Origin of the sequence: Shewanella sp. FDAARGOS_354, assembly GCF_002209245.2 — a bacterium.
GTDB lineage: Bacteria > Pseudomonadota > Gammaproteobacteria > Enterobacterales > Shewanellaceae > Shewanella > Shewanella xiamenensis.
The window spans coordinates 4,589,260-4,608,084 of record NZ_CP022089.2; the positions used below are offsets into that span (position 1 = coordinate 4,589,260).

The following is an 18,825-nucleotide window of genomic DNA, read 5'->3' on the forward strand; positions in this document are numbered from 1 at the left end:
AAAAAGGGAGACCTGAGTCTCCCTTATGACAAATTGTTATCCGGTAATTTGCATTATCCAGTGTTGGTACAAGGGTAAACCGATTAACACGTTCACCGGAAACGTAATCCCGAGGGATGCTAACATAGCGAGTCCGATATTCGCTTCGGGAATTGCGGCTCGTATGGCGGCGGGTGCGGCAATATAAGAGGCACTGGCACTTAAACCTGCAAGCACTAAGATGCTTCCGGCAGGTAACTCGAGCCATAACCCCACTCCAATCCCACACCATGCCAAGATAAAAGGTGTGACGGCGGCAAACACTAATAAGCGCCACTGCTGCAATGGGAGTGGTAAACAGACTTTCGCTGTGACTAATCCCATCTCCAGTAAAAACAAGGCCAGTAGCGTTTTAAAACCTCCTAGTAATACAGGACTAATGGGTGCAAGCCCTGTCGGACCATAAAGCCAACCGATGACGACTCCACCCACTAGGAGTATTACGCCGCGGCTGGTCAAGGCCTCATGCAGTATGCTCGATTGCTGAGTATTAGGCACTGTAGCTTCTAGCGGCTGTTTAGCGCTTAAATATCGGTGTAACCAGAGCATAACCACAATCGCTGGGAGTTCGAGTAACACCAAATATAAGGTGGTTTCCGGTCTTAATATCATCCCTGATTTTTCCACCATGGCGATAACAACGGCAAATGTGCCTGCGCTGACCGATCCATAATGGGCTGCAATACTAATGGCATCCGTGCGTCCGAGCCGAACTAAGCGCGTGAGCACAGGGTAAAGTACTAATGGGATGATCAAACCCAGTGCAACAACAGCAACGAGTTCAGTGATCACTAAGTGTTGAGTATGACCATGCAGTGCCATTCCGCCCTTTAACCCTAAGGTCAGCATTAACAAAATGGATAGGGTTTCGTAAATGGCGGGTGGCACTTTAAGGTCGGATTTGACTAAGCCTGCGAGCAAACCTAAGGCGAAAAATGCAATGACAATATCTGGCATAAGTATCTCATTAATAAAGGCATTAATATTTTAAGGCTATCATTTGTAAGCGTAACGCCAACCACACATTCCAATCCTAACTGATCAACTTTACCCTGTCTGCCATTATCAACTGCCAGGGTAATCATCATGCACCGTACCAAAGAACAATGGCTGGCCTTGTTTGCCGAGCAAGCCCAAAGTGGTCTCACCCAAACTGAATTTGCAAAACGTCAGGGCATCATTCCTACATATTTTAGTTATCGCAAGCGTCAGTTGTTGGCGTTTCAGGATGATGACGGTGGCTTTGTTGAGCTGACGCCACAGGGTTTGCAGCTGAATCAATCCATTTTGCTACGCAAGCGCGATATCGAATTGCAGTTTCCAGCCGGCACCGATGCACAGTGGTTAGCAGCCTTGCTAAGAGCGCTCTGACCATGAAAATGTTCCTCGATGTGCCTAAGGTCTATTTGCATAAACAGCCGGTCGACTTTCGTAAATCCATTAATGGCTTATCGTTGCTGGTCGAGCAAGAGATGCAGCTCTCGCCATTTAGCGGCGCACTGTTTGTGTTTTGTAATCAGCAGCGTACCCGGTTAAAAGTACTGTACTGGGATAGCACCGGGTTTTGCCTGTGGTACAAACGGCTTGAAAAAGACAAGTTCCGCTGGCCACGGCAGATGCCTGGCAAAATACTGTCTATTAGCGAGCAGCAATGGCATTGGCTGTTGCAAGGTGTCGATATCCAAAAAATCACCGCCCATCAGCCACTGCATTACCAGAGTGTGGGCTGATATGACGATCGGCTATAAATCCTTATGATCGCATCCAAAACAATCTAAATTTTACCAAGCACTTAGCTAAATTGGCCGTTACAATAGCGGCCATGAAAAAGACACCTCAATCCTTACCTGATGACGTTGCACTGCTCAAGAAAATGCTGCTTGAGCAGACGCAAAAGCTTGAGCGCAAACTGGCGCAAAAAGATAAACGCATCGCCAAATTAGAGCGGGTTAACCAGCAACTGTCGGACAAGTTGCAGCAGTTGCTGGAGCGTTACAACCTGAAGAAGTACCAGAAATTTAGCCCCAGCAGTGAAACCTATGAAGGTGAAGGCGAGGTGTTAAATGAGGCCGAACAGCTTATTGAAGACGAGTCAGTAGCGACAGAGCCAGATACTCAGACGACCGAGAGCGCTAAGAAAGCTGCTAAGCCACGCCGCCCACGGATTGCCCCTGAGCTGCCGCGCGTTGATGTTATCCATGACATTGACGATAAAACCTGTGCTTGCTGTGGCCATGCGCTACATCAAATGGGTGAGGAAGTCAGTGAGCAAATCGAGTTCGTACCGGCACAAATCCGGGTGCTCAGAAACGTGCGGCTGAAATACAGCTGCCGGCAGTGTGAAACCACGGACACCAAGGTCGACATTAAAATTGCCGATGTGCCACCGGCGGTTATCCCTAAGAGCATGACCACACCGAGTCTGCTTGCCCAAATCATCAGCAGCAAAATGCACTATGGCTTACCGCTTTATCGTCAGGAGCAGTTGTTTAATCAGGCCGGTATTGAGCTTAGCCGTCAAACGATGAGCCGCTGGCTGATAAGCTGTGCAGAGAAACTGAAACCGTTACTGGCGTTAATGAAAGCTGAGCTTCTGAAACAGCCCGTGCTGTGGGCAGATGAAACCACGGTTAATGTGCTGGATGTTGAGAAAAGCACCTGTTATATGTGGGTATATGGCTGTGGCTTAGAAAAAAGTACCGGCCCCAAGCTCGTGCTGTTTGATTATCAGGATAGTCGCAGCAGTAAACATCCCACCGACTTCCTGGCGGGGTTTAACGGTTATCTGCAGGTCGACGGTTATGCCGGATATGAGAAAACCCACGCAACCTTAGTCGGCTGCTGGGCGCATGCCAGACGCAAGTTCGTCGAAGCCCAAAAAGCGCAGGGCAAAGGCAAAACGGGTAAGGCCGATGTGGCCCTTAACCATATCCAGAAACTCTATGCGCTGGAGAGTAAATTAAAAACTGCGCCGCCTGATAAGAAATATGAAGCCAGGCAAACGCTAGCCAAGCCGTTGCTCGCGCAATTCAAAAGCTGGTTGGATAAATCAAGCGAGAGTGTCACGAAAGAAAGTTTACTGGGAGCGGCTATTACGTATAGCCTGAATCAGTGGCCCAAGCTTGTCCGCTATCTGGATGATGGCTGTCTGAATATCGACAACAATCGTGCGGAGCGCGCCATCAAACCGTTCGTGATTGGTCGCAAGGCGTGGTTGTTCGCTAATACCAAGACGGGAGCACAAGCCAGTGCGGCACTGTACAGCCTGGTCGAGACCTCAAAAATCAACGGACTGGAGCCGTATGATTACCTATGCCGCTTATTAACCGAGCTACCCAAAGCCAACACCCAAGAGAAACTACAGCAACTCCTGCCTTACTGATCACCAGCCACACCGCAAGGTGTGGTTGGCGTTACGCTTACTATCATTTTATTTGAAAACCATTGAACGCTGGAGATTCTGAACCTAATTCGATATATTGAAAAATAAATTATTTGCTAATTAGGTATAGATAATTATCTATGGATAAATCTTCTCAAGGTCAATTAAAACTACGGCATTTGAGTTTTCGGTTACTTGAGGTTTATGTGCAGGTGGTTCGATTGGGCAATATTTCGGCGGCGGCTCGCACCCTGCACCTTACTCAGCCCACAGTGTCACTGCAACTTAAAAAGTTAGCGGATATTTTGGGCGAACCTTTGCTGAACAGTATTGATGGCCGTATGTCGCCAACCTTAATAGGGCAAGAGCTTTACCGAGCCGCCTGCGATACTTTGAGCCGCTTTGAAGATTTCGATGCCTTTATCCAGCAAGCCAGAGGTGGCAGCATTGGCCATATCAATATCGGTTTAGTGACTACGGCAAAATATGTGGTACCACGGATTTTAGGGGCGTTTTATCGGCAATTTCCGCAGGTCAAAGTGACCTTAAATATCGGTAACCGCGCGCATATTTTGGGACGATTTGAGCGCCAAGAAGATGATTTATATCTCTTCAGTCATCCACCCAGTGGTGAGCAAGTATTATCGGCGAGGATCATTAAAAATCCGCTGCAGCTTATTGCGCCTAAGGATCATTGGGCGGTTGGCCGTCAACAAGTTCGCTTTAGTGAATTGAAGCAAGAGCGTTTTATTATCCGCGAGCCCGGCTCGGCAACCCGCCTGATGTTTGAATCTTGGTGTAGCGCTCAAGGGATCGCCTTGAGTGAAACGATGCAAATTGAGAGTAATGAAGCGATCCGCTTGAGCGTGGCATCAGGCTTAGGCTTATCGGTTATTTCAGCGCACACTTTGCAGGAAGGGCGTGAAAAACCCGCAATCTTGTCAGTGAACGGATTTCCGCTGGAGAGTAATTGGTATCTTGTTGGCCGTCGGGACAAGCGTTTGCCCTATGCCGCAATGCAGCTTGTGGCGTTTATGGCGACCCATCTTGCCGAGTGTATCGAACCAGAGTGGGTTGCGGCGGATATCCAGCAGTTAAGTGCTATCTTTGCGCCTGAAAGTTTGTCTTGGTAAAGGGTTACGGCAGAGGTTGACCGCTGCCGCTTCTTTGGGCGTGTTGAGGGTTCAGGATTGTTTTGTGCTGTGGCTCATTTCGATTAGCCGACTATAGGTGCGTCGAAACTCAAAACTGAGGGCGCCGCCTTGGTAGAGGTCCATCAGTGGGACGTCGCAGCTTAAATATAAACTGACATCTTGATCGTATAACTCATCGATAAGGCTGATAAAACGCCGAGCAGGATCATCGTTGGCGGCGTAGGAAAGTTGCCGCTCTCCCGTAGTGGCCGCTTGGTTTGCACCAGTGCCATCCTCAGTGCCGCGGGCACGGATCCAACTTTTTACTTCGCCGCCCAGTTTGGGAACACCGCTCAGCATTACGATCTTAAATCGACTGGCAATTTCGATGTAATCGAGTTGTGAGCGCGGGCCATCACACAGGGCATAAAAGTCGAACCAAGCGACGGAGGGGAGATGGCCTTCAGCTGTGGCGCGCACGACGGGGATATCCCGCTGGCAGACTCGCAGAGTTCTTGTTTGAACAGTGTTTGCGCCTTGAGTGAGTGTGGTAAAAATACCATCAAAATCCAGTGTGCCACTTAGTCCAATATGGTTTGAGATGGCGGCGATGGCCTCTGCCGACGGTTCGTGATTCAAGGCGTGCAACCTGTGGTCTTGCTCGCCATTCAGATGCAGCATTTGGGTATGGGCCAGGAGCTGGGCAATGCAGGGTAAAAATCTGTGCCTTGCTAGGCCATTTTCATATAAACGTTCGATGGGAATGTTGGATGTGGCAATCAGCACGACTCCTTGGGCAAACAAGGTTTCAAACAATCCGGCGAGGATCATGGCATCGCCAATATCTGAGACAAAAAACTCATCGAAGCAGAGTACCTTACACTCCTTTGCTAAATTTTTTGCAATCAATTTAAGGGGATCGCGCTGCCCCGCATGTTCCTTTAAGGCTTGGTGCACTCGCGCCATAAAGCGGTGAAAGTGCAATCTCAGTTTTCCTTGCTGTGGCAGAGCATCAAAGAACAAATCCATCAGAAAGGTTTTACCGCGACCGACATCGCCCCATAGATATAAACCTTTGAGTGGCTGAGCGTCTGTTCTACCAATAATCTGCTGATACAACTTATCTAAGGCGAGCACTGCCTGCGCCTGCGCGGGATCCTCAATTAACTCGAACCCGATTTTAGCTTGATAAATGGCTAATGGTGTTTGGTTTTGGGTTGACGGTGACAACGGCTTGAAGGTCATGGAATTTGTCATAAATTGAGTCAATTTTAGGCGGTGCTAGAACCAATATGGGATGGGACATCTGCCCAATCGTCTTCAGCCTAACATAGATTGTTGTAGGGCTAAAATCTTGTCTAAAACACAGCCTGGTTAAATATCAAAGAAATCCAATGCTTTATTATTGAGAACTTTTAACCTAACATCTTTTTCACAAAAATAATGATCTGGAACTAAACCTATGGGTAGCAAAGGCCATAGTGCCACATTTATCAGTGCCTCAACCGCAATTGAAGGTGAGATGCAACTGGCGGGCACGGCATTCGTTGCGGGGGCATTAACAGGTAAGATCCGCGGTGCTGGACTGATTAAAATCGAGTTTGGCGGTGAGATCACGGGTGAAGTGAGTTGTGATGAACTGAGAGTTTGTGGGGTTTTTCGTGGCAAAGTGCGTTGTAATAAGTTAGTGATTGTGAGTTCTGGTGTCGTTGAAGGCGAAGTGTTGAGCCATCAATTAGAGATTTATGAGGGCGGACAATTTATCGGTCAGCGCCTAAAAAATACTGAATTGGATCATTTGCCCGATTTACTTCAGACCTTAGCGCCAGACGTTATTGCTTCCAATGCGAAAACCGCTCACGTTAACGCCTTATATGCCAGCGAGCCTAAAGATCATCGGCAGGGAGTACACAAATGGTTGTCCTATGGCGCTGCCGCAGTTGCGCTCATCACGGTTGCTGGAATGATGGCACCAACACCGTTGACTTCATGGTTCACAACCCTTGGTCAAACGGCTTCAACGTCAGTGAGTACTGAGCAGAGTCCGTCAGTGACAACTGAGTCTATGTTGTTATCGCCAGTAAAAGATGACTCTTTAGCGCCGAATGGCGTTATGGCCGCTACCGATAACGAGTCGCAAAATGCTGCATTGATAACCTCGGATAAGGTCGAGACCAGCAGTGCTGAAAATCATCAAGCCCATATGAATATCGACTCGGGCGCTGCTATGGAAGACTTAGCGCAAATGGAACAAGGCCATGCCCAAATGTTACAGCAAGGCAACGCGAGTGATGTTCCTAAGGATAAATTATAACGAGATCAATCATTCACCTTGACCTCCTCTAGTTGCCATCCCGGCAGCTTAGCTGAGAGATCCGCCGAGATTTTGGCGACATCTCCCCGTAAAATGATTAGAGGTTCACCATAAAACGCTTGTTGTGCTAATTGCATCAACTGATTGGGCGATAGTGCCTGCAGTTTAAGGTTTATGGCTTGTATCGATTGTGGATCTAATCTAAGCACCTGTTGATGAATAAATTGGGTTTCGCTCAGGTTAGGATTATCTTGCGTTAACAAGGCTTCGCCAATCAGATAGGTTTTGAGGGCGGCTAATTCCCCTTCGCTTGCAGGCGTTGAAGCCAGCAGTTTCAAATGATCTAAGATCCCCACCACAAAGGCGCCCGTATGTTCTATTGCCGTGCTGCCATAAAACTTGATGCTAGTGGAGAGTGGTGCATTGGCGCACTGACCATAGATCCCGTAGGTCAAACCGCGCTTTTCTCGCAAATCGTAATAGAGTCGTCCGGAAAAACTGCGTCCTAAGAGTGCGGCTAAGCTGCGGCAAGCTAACGGCATATCCCGCGCTGACAAATGCTTATCGTCGAGGGCATACCCTATTCGCATTTGTGTTTGCACACTACCCGGTGCATCAATCAAATACAGCGTGCGGGATTGTGGTGGCTTTTGAGTGTTGATGAGGTGTGATGGAGAGTCCGTATTTATGCGAGTTGGCCACTGGCTGAGGCTCTGCTTAATATCAAACTCGGTTTGCGCATGATTAGGTAAAAATAACTGCCAGTTTGCCTGAGCAAAGGTGTTCTGCTGTAGCCGCGACAGTTCGCTTAGGCTAAGTGAGTCAAACAAGGCCTGATTGTTGATGTTCTTGTTGTAGGGATGTGCTGTCCCTAGGAGTTTGTCCCGCCAGACTTTATCGATTTCGGCGCCACTAAAGGCATTTAAATGCTTATTAAGCTTCAATTGACGGCGAATATTATCGATATCGATTGCCGCCGTTTCACTAAATGCATCGGGCTGCCAAAACTGTATCAGTAAATGGTATAGATGATTAGCTGATGCGGGGCACGTTAAGCTGATATTAATGCTATGCAGCGTGACTCGAGTTTCGAAGGTTTCAAGGCAAGCATCGGCTTGGGTCAGCGCTAGGCTACGAGCTTTTTCCTGAAAGGCGACTTGTAAAATATCAGGATTATCAAAGGGTATAGTGGGGCTAATTGCTACTAGGCTCATTCTGTTAGTAAGGTTTTGAGTCGCGCTAGTCGTACGCTGTAACTGGTAAGGTAGGGTGACGCCATTGGGGGTGACATCAATAAAAGGTTGCTCATTGGGAAGATAAATATTTCCGACTTGAGGTAGGTTGGGTTGGGTATCAAAGTTTGCCAAACTGGGCGCTTGAGTTGGGGTAAAGCTAAGCGGCGTCTGCTGACAGGCGCCAAGTATGACTGCAATAAGCCCAATACTCATGGTTTGCAGTGCGTTAGATAATCTTGAGGTTGGTATTAAGCAGTTGTATCTGAATGTTTTCATCATAGCACTGCATCCTCTAAATCGTCGCTAATACCTGCGGGTAACCATTCGAGTAAGGTTTTTCCAAAGCGGATATACCAAGGCGGTAACAGATCAACCCTGACCATATTGGGAGTAAAGTATTGCAGGGCAACGCGCTGGATATCCGCTGTGGTTACTGCGTTAACCCTTTCCCATTGCGCCGTTAAGGGATAGGCTTGATCCTGTTTGTCGGTGGCGGATAGTAAGGTGGCTAGGGATTGAGTGTTGTCGAGCTCTGCCAAACGCTGGTTTAACCAGGTTTGCTTGAGCTGACAAAGCGTTGCATCACTTATGCGAGTTTGTTGGGTTTGCTTAATTAACGCTAAGACCATGTCGGTTAGTGCATTAAGGGAGGTTTTTGCCCTTGGCACTAATACCAGATTGGTTATGCCATGATTTTCTAGCTCAAAGGGCAGTGAATAACTCAACATTTGTGCCGGATCGTGCAGGCTGATTTGTGCGAGGGCGCTGCGAGTATTTTGAAATAAATAGCCTTCGAGCAGGCGTATAGCGGCAGCATCGGGATGATTTTTACCTACCGTATGCCACGCAAGCAGTAAGCCGGGCCAAGGGCCACGTTCATCGATGAGCTCCGCATGCACGGGCTTAGGGTTAATTTTTAGCTCGTCAAATTTGGCAATCGGCTGATTAGGCGTGGGCCAAGCACTAAAGTGTTGTGCAATAAGCAACTTGACGTCGGAGGGAAGTGTGCCGACCAGAGATAGCTGCATCGCATCGGGACGATAATGGGCGCGATGAAAGGCGACTAACCGCTCGGGACTTGCCTGAGTAATATCCTCACGGCTACCGATAATACCGTGGCCATAGGGCGTATCTTTAACCTGTGCTAGCAGAAATTCCATCGCACTACGCACATAGGGTTGATTATCTATGGTCTGCGCCATCTCTTGGAGCACGGTTTCTTGCTGATTTTTCACTGTGGTTTCGGTCAAATCGGGGCGAATAAAACGATCGGCCTCGAGGAACAAGCCCAAGGCGAGGGCTTGGCTCGGCAGAGTGACATAGTAATTGGTGTAATCGAAGTGGGTGCTGGCATTAAAGCGGGCGCCTAAGGCGCTTAGCTGTTGTGCATAGGTGTCGCCGGGTGCCTGTTCACTGCCCTTGAATAACATATGCTCGAACAAATGCGCGTATCCCGTTTGCCCCTTAGTCTCGTTGCGCGCCCCTACAGTAAATTGGCTGGCAATGGTGAGGGTGTGTTTATCCTCAAGGGGCAATAAGTGTACGGTAAGGCCATTGGCGAGGGAGTAAGTTTCGATGCGTGATTCTAATTGATAAAGCGTTGCAGCGCCTTCGATTTGACATTGTGCCTTGAGCGCTGGACTAAGCAGCATTATCAATATAGCAAGTCCAAGGCGTGTGTGTGTGTTCATTTGGCATCCCATCTCAATTTCCGATTGATGGCATAACGCAGTGGTGGTGTTGGCGCATCAGACACTCGTCGGATTTCATCTAAATCAGTTGAATAGCATTCAGTTTTTGTAAAGAGCTGCTATGATGGCACAGTTCTTTTTCTGGCATAAGTACAAGATATGGTAAGCAGATCTCCGTTCGAATCCTTTCAGTGGAAAAGCGATATTTTTAACTGTGAAAGCACTGATATCGATAATTTTTATCTACAGCTTGAGCAGGAAATGTCCCGTTTGGGGATGGTTGAGAAAAAACTCGGTGACGTGGGTAAATACAGTGTCAGTCTGTATCAGTCACCTGCAGCGAAATCTGGCTTACCTTCGTTATTGATCAGCGCAGGATTTCACGGTGAAGAGTCTGCTGGTCCTTGGGGATTACTGCACTTTTTAAGTGAGGCATCAGTCGAATTATTCGAACGGGTAAACTTAAGTATTTTGCCTTTGGTGAATCCAACGGGGTTTAAACGCGGCCACCGATTTAACAAATTTGGTGAAAATCCTAACCGAGGCTTTGTATTTGAAAACGGTAAACCTAAGGCAAATGAGAGCACCTCAGTTGAAGGTAAATTACTGTTAGAACACGCACAATTACTGATTGCGGCGAGTCGTGATGGTATTTTAACCTGCCATGAAGACGTCTTAAGTCATGAAGCTTATGTTTATTCTTTTGAGCCAAGCCAAGTGCCAGGGCGTTTTAGTCTCGATTTACGCGATACGCTGGCAGGATATTTCCCCATTGCTGTTGATGGTGAGATTGATGGTTGCCCGGTTAAAGATGGCTTGATTTTCAATCATTTCGATACCTCGTTTGAGGCATGTTTAGTGCGCAGTGGCGCGCGTGTTGGCGCCTGTACCGAAACGCCAGCGTTGCAAAACTTTGATCAACGGGTGTTAGCAAATAGCGCGGCAATGACCCACTTCTTAGCGCTATGCGCGCCTTTATGTGATTGATTATAAAGCTTGATTGCAACCAATATAAAAATACCCGCCAAGGCGGGTATTTTTATAGAGTAAGCAGCGTTAACACGCCCTAGCCATACAACTATTGATTAATAATTGTCGGTACGCCTGTGCGCTCGTCCAGTAGCTTTTTGATCACGCTGGAGTCGGTATCAGCTTTGGCAATAAACTTAGCGATGTCTTTTGGTAAAGCAATTGCCACAGGCTCGTTTGACTCAAACTCAGCAATAGTGCGTGATAGCGGCTGATGCACGGCTAAATAACGCTTTCCATCTGGCTCTTCGGTCGCTTTAATCGGTTGGTTCACAAATTGTACACGTGTTCCAACTGGCACGGTTTTGAACAGATGTTCAATGTCATCGTGACGTAAACGCACGCAGCCTTGGCTAACACGTAAACCAATACCGAAGCTTGCGTTGGTACCATGGATGGCATACAAGTTACCAATGTAGAGTGCATACAGTCCCATTGGGTTATCTGGACCTGCTGGCCATACCGCTGGCAGAATTTCGCCCCTTGCCGCATATTCTTTACGAATGCGTGGCGTTGGTGTCCATGTCGGGTTAGCACGTTTACGTTGCACGCTGGTTACCCAGTTTTCTGGCGTGTCTTTACCAATTTGGCCAATACCGATAGGTAGAACTTCCACGGTATTTTTGCCTTTTGGATAGTAATACAGACGCATTTCAGCAACGTTGATAACTATGCCTTCACGTGGCGCATTAGGCAGAATTAATTGTTTAGGAATTAACAATTTACTGCCTGGCTTTGGAAGAAACGGATCAACACCAGGGTTTGCTTCCAGCAAGTTGCTTAGGCCGAGTTGGAACTGAGCGGCAATATCTTCGAGGGTATGTTTACCCTCAGGCACTGTGTAATACAGGTTCTCGCCAACTAACCGGCTCTTAGAAGACGGTAAAGGGTATTCCGTTGCTAAAGCGGAGAGACTTGGAAAAACCAAAGTCAATAATAAAGCTGTGGTGCGAAGCATACTCATAAGCGGATACTACGATTCCTGTTAATAAAATAACCTGTTTTACGCGGCAGTTTCTTCCCAAAATCGGGCGGCAAATTGTAATACACAATGCACTGGCGCGCGAAGCTCGCATCCTTCCTTATTTTGGATATTATTTCAACTGAAATATGGTTCATAAAGCGTATTTATTGCTTATTTTAGCTTTAAACGTTTTGCGAGCCGATGCAGATTACCTGGGTCAACTCCTAATGTCCTTGCCGTGGCAGCCCAATTGCCAGTATGTGTGGTAAAGACTTGTTTGATGTAGTCGCGCTGAAATGTGTCGGTTGCTAGGGATAAGCTAACAAACTCTTGCTGGATTTGCGTTGCATTGCTCAACGGCGTAATTGCCAATGAACTCATTTTTGAGGTGTTAAGTGTAACAGGCAAATCGAAATGTTGTGGCGCAATGGTACAGCAGCCGTCCTGTGCGGTTACGCGTGCTAGAACTGTCGCCCTATGGATAGCGTGTTCCAGTTCGCGTACATTACCCGGCCAAGTATATTGATTGAGCAAGAGTAGGCTACTGTTGCTGAAATTAAGTTGTTTCATCCCGAGTTTTTGCCTGTAGCGTTCAGCAAAGAATCCGCTCAGTAGTGTGATGTCCTGTTCGCGCTCCCGTAAGGGCGGAACCAGTATCGGAAAAACACTTAACCTATGGTAAAGGTCTGCCCTAAAACGACCTGCAAGCACTTCTGTTTTAAGATCTTTATTGGTTGCAGCTATGATGCGGACATCGACTTTTAGGCTGCGATCATCACCTACCTTTTGTATGTCGCCATATTGTAAGACCCGCAATAACTTGGCCTGGAGTGTGAGGGGCAGTTCGCCAATCTCGTCTAGAAAGAGTGTCCCTTTGTCGGCCATTTCAAATTTGCCACTGCGATGGCTAATTGCACCTGTAAACGCACCTTTGATATGACCAAAGAGTTCGCTTTCGGCAACCGATTCGGGGAGTGCTGCACAATTTAGATAGACCAATGGTTTACTGGATCTTGCAGATTTTTGATGTATCGCCTGGGCGACTAACTCCTTGCCTGTGCCTGTCTCGCCCAAGATCAGCACATTCAGATCGCTATGGGCTACGACTTCAATCTCTCGGTTCAAACTTTGCATTAAGGGCGAATGGCCAATGATTTCGGCATTCTGACTCAGGTTAGGGCTATTTTCTTGTGCATGGGTTGAATGGCTGTTTAGGGCCATACGTTCAAGTTTTTCAACCAGTAAAGCATTACTTAAAGATGCTGCGGCAATGGCACTTAAACTGCGTAGCTCGGCATTGCTGAATTGATCAAATTGCAGGGGATTAAAGGCATCGATAGTTACGGCCCCGATAAGCTGTTCATCGGCAAATAACGGTAGTCCGATACAGGCATGCACTTTTAATGCGCCTGTTTGATTGGGGATTAAACCATCGTAAGGGTCTGCAAGTTCGCTGTCAGCCGGGAAGCGCACTATATCCCCCGCACGGGCAATAGCCTCAAGTCTTGGGTGCTCATTAAGGATAAAACGTCTGCCTAGTACGTCATCATTCAAACCATCGATGGCGAGTGGGGTAAAATACTGACCATGAAACGTGAGTAGCGCAGCGGCATCACAGTGTAAGTTTTCTCTAACGGTATTGAGCAGCCGTGAGAAGCGGTCTCTATGGGCTAAACCTGAGGTGATATCGAGGGCGATACGGGTAAGATCGGTTTGACTAAGGGCCATAAAAACTCCAGCAGCTAGATTACCCTGATTTATACCATTGATTGTTATATTGACACATGTAGTTTAAACACGACTAACAGCAAAATGCATGCAGGAATGACTCTCCGTAACGTAGCTGCTAGAGATTAGGCAACCAAGGTGCCAGCAATGGCACCTTGGTGTGGGACTAACCGGTTTTTAGTCTCGTGTTAGTGGTCTGGTAATAATTGCTCCCCTTGTAACTTTGCAGGTTTATTCAGGGCCTTTCTAATTAAGTCAAATAAGAAGGTGCCCATTAAGAGACCACCGATACTGAAGATGACATCCCCAAACATGCGCATCCAAACCAGCCTTTCAACCAGCGGACTATGGATCACTTCTGGCGAGCGGGCGAACCAATATCCATGGTCGATGACCGCAAAAAACTGCGTAATCCCTACGGGTAATAATGACATGAACACCATAGCCGCTAGGCCAATATTGAGGCTCCAGAAGGCACCTTTGAGCATTTTGTCATTCCACTGCATATTGCCAGTTAGACCGCGCAGACAGAAAAGCATTAGTCCCATGCCGAGCATGCCATAAACCCCCATAAAGGCGGCGTGACCATGTGTGGCAGTGGTATTTAACCCTTGAATGTAATAGAGCGAGATTGGTGGATTGATTAAGAAGCCTAGCATACCGGCACCGACCAAGTTCCAAAACGCGGTAGCCACAAAGAACATAATCGCCCAGTGATAACGTTGCATCCAGCCACTGGCTTTACGCAGGCGGTAGGTTTCCATGGCTTCAAAACCAATAATAGCGAGGGGAACAACTTCTAAGGCGGAGAAGATGGCGCCCCAAGCGATCACCGAGGTCGGTGTGCCAGTAAAGTAGAGGTGGTGTAGGGTGCCAATCAAACCACCGGTTAAGAAGATCACCGTTGTAAATAACACTGCACCGTTAGCACTACGGCCGCGGATTAACCCTAAACGTACTAACATCAAGGCGATAACGGCGGTGGCAAAGGTTTCGAAGAAGCCCTCAACCCACAGATGTACTACCCACCAACGCCAGTATTCTGCAATCGCTAAGTTGGAGTGTTTGCCCATAAAGAGGCCAGCGCCATAGAACAAACCAATTGCGACGCAGGAGGCATAGAGTACCCAAATAACAGGGCGCATCTCGCCTTGAACTTTGAGGGCGGGTTTGATGGCGGCGGTGACTAGGGCGAGCCAAATCAATAATCCAACGAGGAGTAAGATTTGCCATACTCGACCAAGATCTATGTATTCATATCCTTGATGACCAAAGAGAAAGTTCATATCGAGGTCAAAATACTGTTGTACCCCAATCCATTCGCCCGCCATTGAACCGAGCACAACCACCACTAAGGCTACCCAGAGTACGTTAACGCCTATTCGTTGATATTTGGGTTCATGGCCCGATAACGCAGGAGCAATATACAGCCCTGTACCTAACCAAGCAGTTGCGATCCAAAATACGGCTAATTGGGTGTGCCAAGTACGCGTTACTGAATAGGGGAGTATTTCCGCAATAGGTAAACCATAAAACTCTTGGCCTTCTACCGCATAGTGAGCGGTAATGCCTCCGAGTAAAATTTGCAGTAAAAAGAGACCTATCGCCGTAATGAAGTATTTGCCGACGGCTTTTTGTGAAGCGGTTGGTTTAGTGAAAAACAGCGGGTCTTGTTCCGACGGCTTAGGCAGACTTTCGTGCTTACCGCTGGCATGGTGCCATAGCAATCCACCAATACCCGCTATCAGGGTCACGATACTGAGTATCGACCAGACAATATTATCCGAGGTGGGAGTATTGCCTAATTGAGGATCGAACGGCCAGTTATTGGTGTAGGTATAGGGTGCATCTGGGCGTTCAGTGATGGCAGCCCAAGCCCCCCAAAACAGGAACGCATTAAGTTGTTCACGGCGAGTAACATCGGGCACTGTGCCCTCTTTCATGGCGTATTGTTCGCGTAGTGAACTGAGTTTAGGGTCATCACCAAACAAGGATAAATAGTGTTGATTAACCGTGCGAATTGCTTCTACCCGTGTGGTCGATAGCCTAATAAGCTGAGTGCCATCGATCTGTTGTTCAACACTGTTATGGCGTAAATCATCCCTTAATGCTTGTTCAAGCCCCGCTTTTTCTTGGGAACCTAGTTGCTCGAAAGGCGTTTGATATTGTTGCTTGGCGCGCAGGTCGAGCCAAGCTTGGGCTTCTCTGTGTAACCAGTCTGCGGTCCAATCGGGGGCGACATAGGAGCCATGTCCCCAAATCGAACCGAGTTGATGGCCGCCCATTGAGCGCCATACTAATTGACCTTGTTCTATATCATTTTCACTAAAGATAACTTGGCCATTCACATCGACAAATGCACTGGGAATGGGTGGTTTTTCTCGATAAATTTCACTGCCTACGCTCAGTAGTACAGTAAATGAGGCAATCAACACTAATAATAGTGCTATAGCGGTGAGTTTTTGTTTGCTCATAAATCCCCTTAATCCAACGTCATTTTGATACCTGTAATTTGCTATTGCGCAATATGTGCCAAGTATTTTTGTTATTGAAAATAAAGGAAAAAAATTTAATTTAAATTCTTAATGGTGTCTTTTTGATAGCAATAAAAATTGTCATAATGACATTAATTGTCTTTATGACAGTCATTGGTGGGCCAATGTTGATAACACAATGAACTATTCAATTTAATGTGGTCTTTCAAGGTATTGCGGCGATAAATATAGTTAGGTATATGTTTTTATCGATATAGTGTCTTTTTATATGGTTATCGATATTTTTTTGATTAAAAATGGAAAGTTTGTGTCGGATTTATTTTTTAAAGAACTTGATAAATATAAGCTTTATTTTGTTTATGTTTATGGTTTGATGTTCAGGTTGTATTTGTCTTTTTATGTGTTTTTATCTGAAAATTAGCCTAAAGTTACTGTTGATGATTATTTTAGTGTAGATGATTGAAATTTAATATTTAAAACTCCAATAATCTGCATTTTTTATGCTAGTATAGAAACACTGAAATTTTTAATTGAGTCATTTTTAATCTAGGTGTTTTTGCTATCGTTTAGCTGAGCCAGCAGCATTTAAGGAGGCATGTGTGGATGCAGATTCCATCAATAGTTTTTTTCTGATCGGTGCCTTACTTACTGCCGTGAGTGTTTTGCTTAGTCCCATGTCATCCCGTCTTGGGATTCCTATCTTATTAATTTTCCTCGCCGTAGGTATTCTTGCTGGTGAAGATGGTCCCGGCGGTATTCTCTTCGATGATTATTCAACCGCTTATCTTGTCAGTAACTTAGCCTTAGCCATTATTTTGCTCGATGGCGGTATGCGCACTCGGGTCGCGAGCTTCAGGGTCGCACTGTGGCCTGCGTTATCCTTGGCAACCTTTGGGGTGGCGATCACCACCAGTATCACAGGCATTATGGCTGCGTGGCTATTTGACTTACATTGGCTACAAGGTTTGCTGGTGGGAGCGATTGTCGGCTCTACCGATGCGGCGGCGGTATTCTCACTGTTAAAGGGACGCAGCCTTAATGAGCGGGTTGGAGCAACGCTGGAAATCGAATCGGGTAGTAACGACCCTATGGCGGTATTTTTAACTGTCACCTTGATTGCCATTCTCGGCAATGTCGATGCCGAGCTATCTGCAAGCTTTATGCTGATTAGCTTTATTAAACAATTTGGGCTGGGAATTTTATTAGGCTTGGGTGGTGGCTGGCTGCTATGGAAATTAGTGAACTTAAGTCAACTCGCTGAAGGTCTATATTCGATTCTCGTGCTCAGTGGCGGCCTTATTATTTACGCTGCATCGAACAAGTTAGGTGGCAGTGGCATTCTGTCGATTTACTTAGTTGGCTTATTCCTCGGTAATAAGCCAACTCGTGGACGTCATGCGATATTAAACGTATTGGATGGAATGACTTGGGTGAGTCAAATCGGTATGTTCCTCGTCTTGGGACTACTCCTAACCCCCTCGGATCTATTAGATATTTGGCTGCCGGGCTTAGCACTGGCCTTTGGGATGATCCTGTTTGCCAGACCTTTAGCGGTATGGCTAAGTTTGCTGCCATTTAAGAGTTTTAGCAGCCGTGACCGCTGGTTTATCTCTTGGGTTGGGCTTCGTGGTGCCGTGCCGATTATTTTAGCGGTATTCCCAATGATGGCCGGGCTTCCTGGGGCTCAATTGTATTTTAACTTGGCCTTTTTTGTGGTGTTAGTCTCTCTGCTAGTCCAAGGGGCGTCACTGACTACGGCTGCACGCTTAGCAAAGGTAGAATTGCCCCCAAAGCCTTTGCCCGTTTCGCGTTCGGGGGTTGAAATTTACCCGAGCAGCGAATGGGAAGTGTTTGTCTATCGTTTGAGTGAAAGTAAGTGGTGTATTGGTGAACCGCTAAAACGCTTAGCAATGCCCGATGGTACTCGCATTGCGGCAGTATTTCGCAATAATAGGTTATTGCATCCTTCGGGAAGTACGTGCTTAGAGGCGGGTGATATTCTGTGCGTACTCGGGCAGGAAAAGAGCCTTGAAGCATTGAGTAACCTCTTTAGCCAAGCCCCTGAAACCAAGGAGGTTCCACGTTTCTTTGGTGACTTCTTTATCGATACCGAGGTTAAATTGGCGGATCTTGCACCTATCTATGGCTTAACATTAGACGATGAAACTGGCGGCATGACTGTTGCTGATTTAGTTGCTTTAGAGTTAGGTGCGCATCCAGTACTTGGAGACCAGTTTCAATGGCAATCACTCCATTGGGTCGTCGCGGGACTCTATGAAGGCAAAGTCACCAATGTGGGTATTCGCTTACCGGCGTAGGCTTAACTAAATCAGTGTTTAAAGACCTCTTGTTAGGTGACAGAGTTACCCATGATCAACAAATTACTACTATCGATCGCAGCATTTTTAATCCTTGGCGGAGTCGCATTGGTCTATTTGGCTGCGCTACATGTGACAACGCCAAGGTTTATCGTAAAAAATGAAGCCAGTGTTCCTGTTAACGTTACGGCTCATTGGAGAGATAAAATTAAGGATCTTGGCGAGCTTTCACCAGACACCATTATTGAGTTTGAAGTTACTGATGAAGCTACAATGGAATTTAAAGCCTTATACTCAAATGGGCGAATTACTTCCAGTTTTCCCGCGGTTTACTTTACCTCTGGTATTGTAACTATTGCGGTTGTCACAGATTCCTCTGTAGAGGTTAGTACTCAGCAATGATCCAATTACCTAACAAGGCAATTAAAAATCGCCCACCAAAGGTGCTGGCTGAACTTGCTTAGGCTCGCCTTTTATTGCGGCGTTTTAGTGCTTAA

15 protein-coding genes are annotated in these 18,825 nt (G+C 46.9%); 8 read left to right on the forward strand and 7 right to left on the reverse strand.

Going from position 1 to position 18,825, the window contains the following annotated elements:
* Positions 1-36 precede the first annotated feature (36 nt).
* Entirely contained in the window at positions 37-996 is a 960-nt protein-coding gene (locus CEQ32_RS20670) for a sodium-dependent bicarbonate transport family permease (protein ID WP_055647754.1), read from the reverse strand.
* Positions 997-1,125: 129 nt separating this feature from the next.
* On the opposite strand from CEQ32_RS20670, the gene tnpA reads away from it, so the two are divergent.
* From tnpA to CEQ32_RS20690, 4 genes are all read left to right on the forward strand, one after another.
* Positions 1,126-1,410, forward strand: a complete 285-nt coding sequence (gene tnpA / locus CEQ32_RS20675) for an IS66 family insertion sequence element accessory protein TnpA (RefSeq protein WP_088585668.1) — start codon at positions 1,126-1,128, stop codon at positions 1,408-1,410.
* Between the two features lie 2 nt (positions 1,411-1,412).
* The gene (gene tnpB / locus CEQ32_RS20680) at positions 1,413-1,769 is read left to right on the forward strand and encodes an IS66 family insertion sequence element accessory protein TnpB (RefSeq protein ID WP_057786146.1); all 357 of its coding nucleotides are present in this window, start codon (positions 1,413-1,415) and stop codon (positions 1,767-1,769) included.
* Between the two features lie 92 nt (positions 1,770-1,861).
* Positions 1,862-3,421 (forward strand): IS66 family transposase, encoded by a 1,560-nt coding sequence (gene tnpC / locus CEQ32_RS20685; protein WP_088585667.1) that lies wholly within the window; start codon positions 1,862-1,864, stop codon positions 3,419-3,421.
* 140 nt (positions 3,422-3,561) lie between these two features.
* Positions 3,562-4,554, forward strand: coding sequence for a LysR family transcriptional regulator (locus tag CEQ32_RS20690; protein ID WP_088586753.1), 993 nt, complete (start codon positions 3,562-3,564; stop codon positions 4,552-4,554).
* Between the two features lie 51 nt (positions 4,555-4,605).
* Here the strand turns inward: CEQ32_RS20690 and zapE are convergent, their stop codons facing one another.
* Positions 4,606-5,811 (reverse strand): cell division protein ZapE, encoded by a 1,206-nt coding sequence (gene zapE / locus CEQ32_RS20695; protein ID WP_088586754.1) that lies wholly within the window; start codon positions 5,809-5,811, stop codon positions 4,606-4,608.
* Between the two features lie 205 nt (positions 5,812-6,016).
* Here zapE and CEQ32_RS20700 point away from each other — a divergent pair, with 205 nt between their 5' ends.
* Complete coding sequence (locus CEQ32_RS20700; RefSeq protein ID WP_088586755.1) at positions 6,017-6,868, forward strand: bactofilin family protein; 852 nt, start codon at positions 6,017-6,019, stop codon at positions 6,866-6,868.
* 5 nt (positions 6,869-6,873) lie between these two features.
* Here CEQ32_RS20700 and CEQ32_RS20705 read toward each other — a convergent pair whose 3' ends face one another.
* Together CEQ32_RS20705 and CEQ32_RS20710 are read right to left on the reverse strand one after the other, a co-directional pair.
* Entirely contained in the window at positions 6,874-8,382 is a 1,509-nt protein-coding gene (locus CEQ32_RS20705; protein WP_088586756.1) for a M16 family metallopeptidase, read from the reverse strand.
* The gene (locus CEQ32_RS20710) at positions 8,379-9,794 is read right to left on the reverse strand and encodes a M16 family metallopeptidase (protein ID WP_088586757.1); all 1,416 of its coding nucleotides are present in this window, start codon (positions 9,792-9,794) and stop codon (positions 8,379-8,381) included. Before CEQ32_RS20710 ends, CEQ32_RS20705 begins: the two co-directional genes overlap by 4 nt.
* A gap of 159 nt (positions 9,795-9,953) precedes the next feature.
* Here CEQ32_RS20710 and CEQ32_RS20715 point away from each other — a divergent pair, with 159 nt between their 5' ends.
* Entirely contained in the window at positions 9,954-10,781 is an 828-nt protein-coding gene (locus CEQ32_RS20715; RefSeq protein WP_037421721.1) for a M14 family metallocarboxypeptidase, read from the forward strand.
* A 91-nt stretch (positions 10,782-10,872) separates the two neighbouring features.
* Here the strand turns inward: CEQ32_RS20715 and CEQ32_RS20720 are convergent, their stop codons facing one another.
* The 3 genes from CEQ32_RS20720 to CEQ32_RS20730 form a co-directional block, all read right to left on the reverse strand.
* Positions 10,873-11,787, reverse strand: coding sequence for a L,D-transpeptidase family protein (locus CEQ32_RS20720; RefSeq protein WP_037421718.1), 915 nt, complete (start codon positions 11,785-11,787; stop codon positions 10,873-10,875).
* A gap of 171 nt (positions 11,788-11,958) precedes the next feature.
* Positions 11,959-13,515 carry a nitric oxide reductase transcriptional regulator NorR gene (gene norR, locus CEQ32_RS20725; RefSeq protein WP_069454342.1) on the reverse strand — a complete coding sequence of 519 codons (1,557 nt, stop codon included), beginning with the start codon at positions 13,513-13,515 and terminating at the stop codon, positions 11,959-11,961.
* A gap of 188 nt (positions 13,516-13,703) precedes the next feature.
* Positions 13,704-15,989 (reverse strand): nitric-oxide reductase large subunit, encoded by a 2,286-nt coding sequence (locus tag CEQ32_RS20730; protein ID WP_088586758.1) that lies wholly within the window; start codon positions 15,987-15,989, stop codon positions 13,704-13,706.
* A gap of 620 nt (positions 15,990-16,609) precedes the next feature.
* Between CEQ32_RS20730 and CEQ32_RS20735 the strand changes: the two genes are divergently transcribed.
* Positions 16,610-18,328 (forward strand): potassium/proton antiporter, encoded by a 1,719-nt coding sequence (locus CEQ32_RS20735; RefSeq protein WP_088586759.1) that lies wholly within the window; start codon positions 16,610-16,612, stop codon positions 18,326-18,328.
* Positions 18,329-18,364: 36 nt separating this feature from the next.
* Positions 18,365-18,730 (forward strand): hypothetical protein, encoded by a 366-nt coding sequence (locus CEQ32_RS20740; protein WP_146128727.1) that lies wholly within the window; start codon positions 18,365-18,367, stop codon positions 18,728-18,730.
* Positions 18,731-18,825 lie beyond the last annotated feature (95 nt).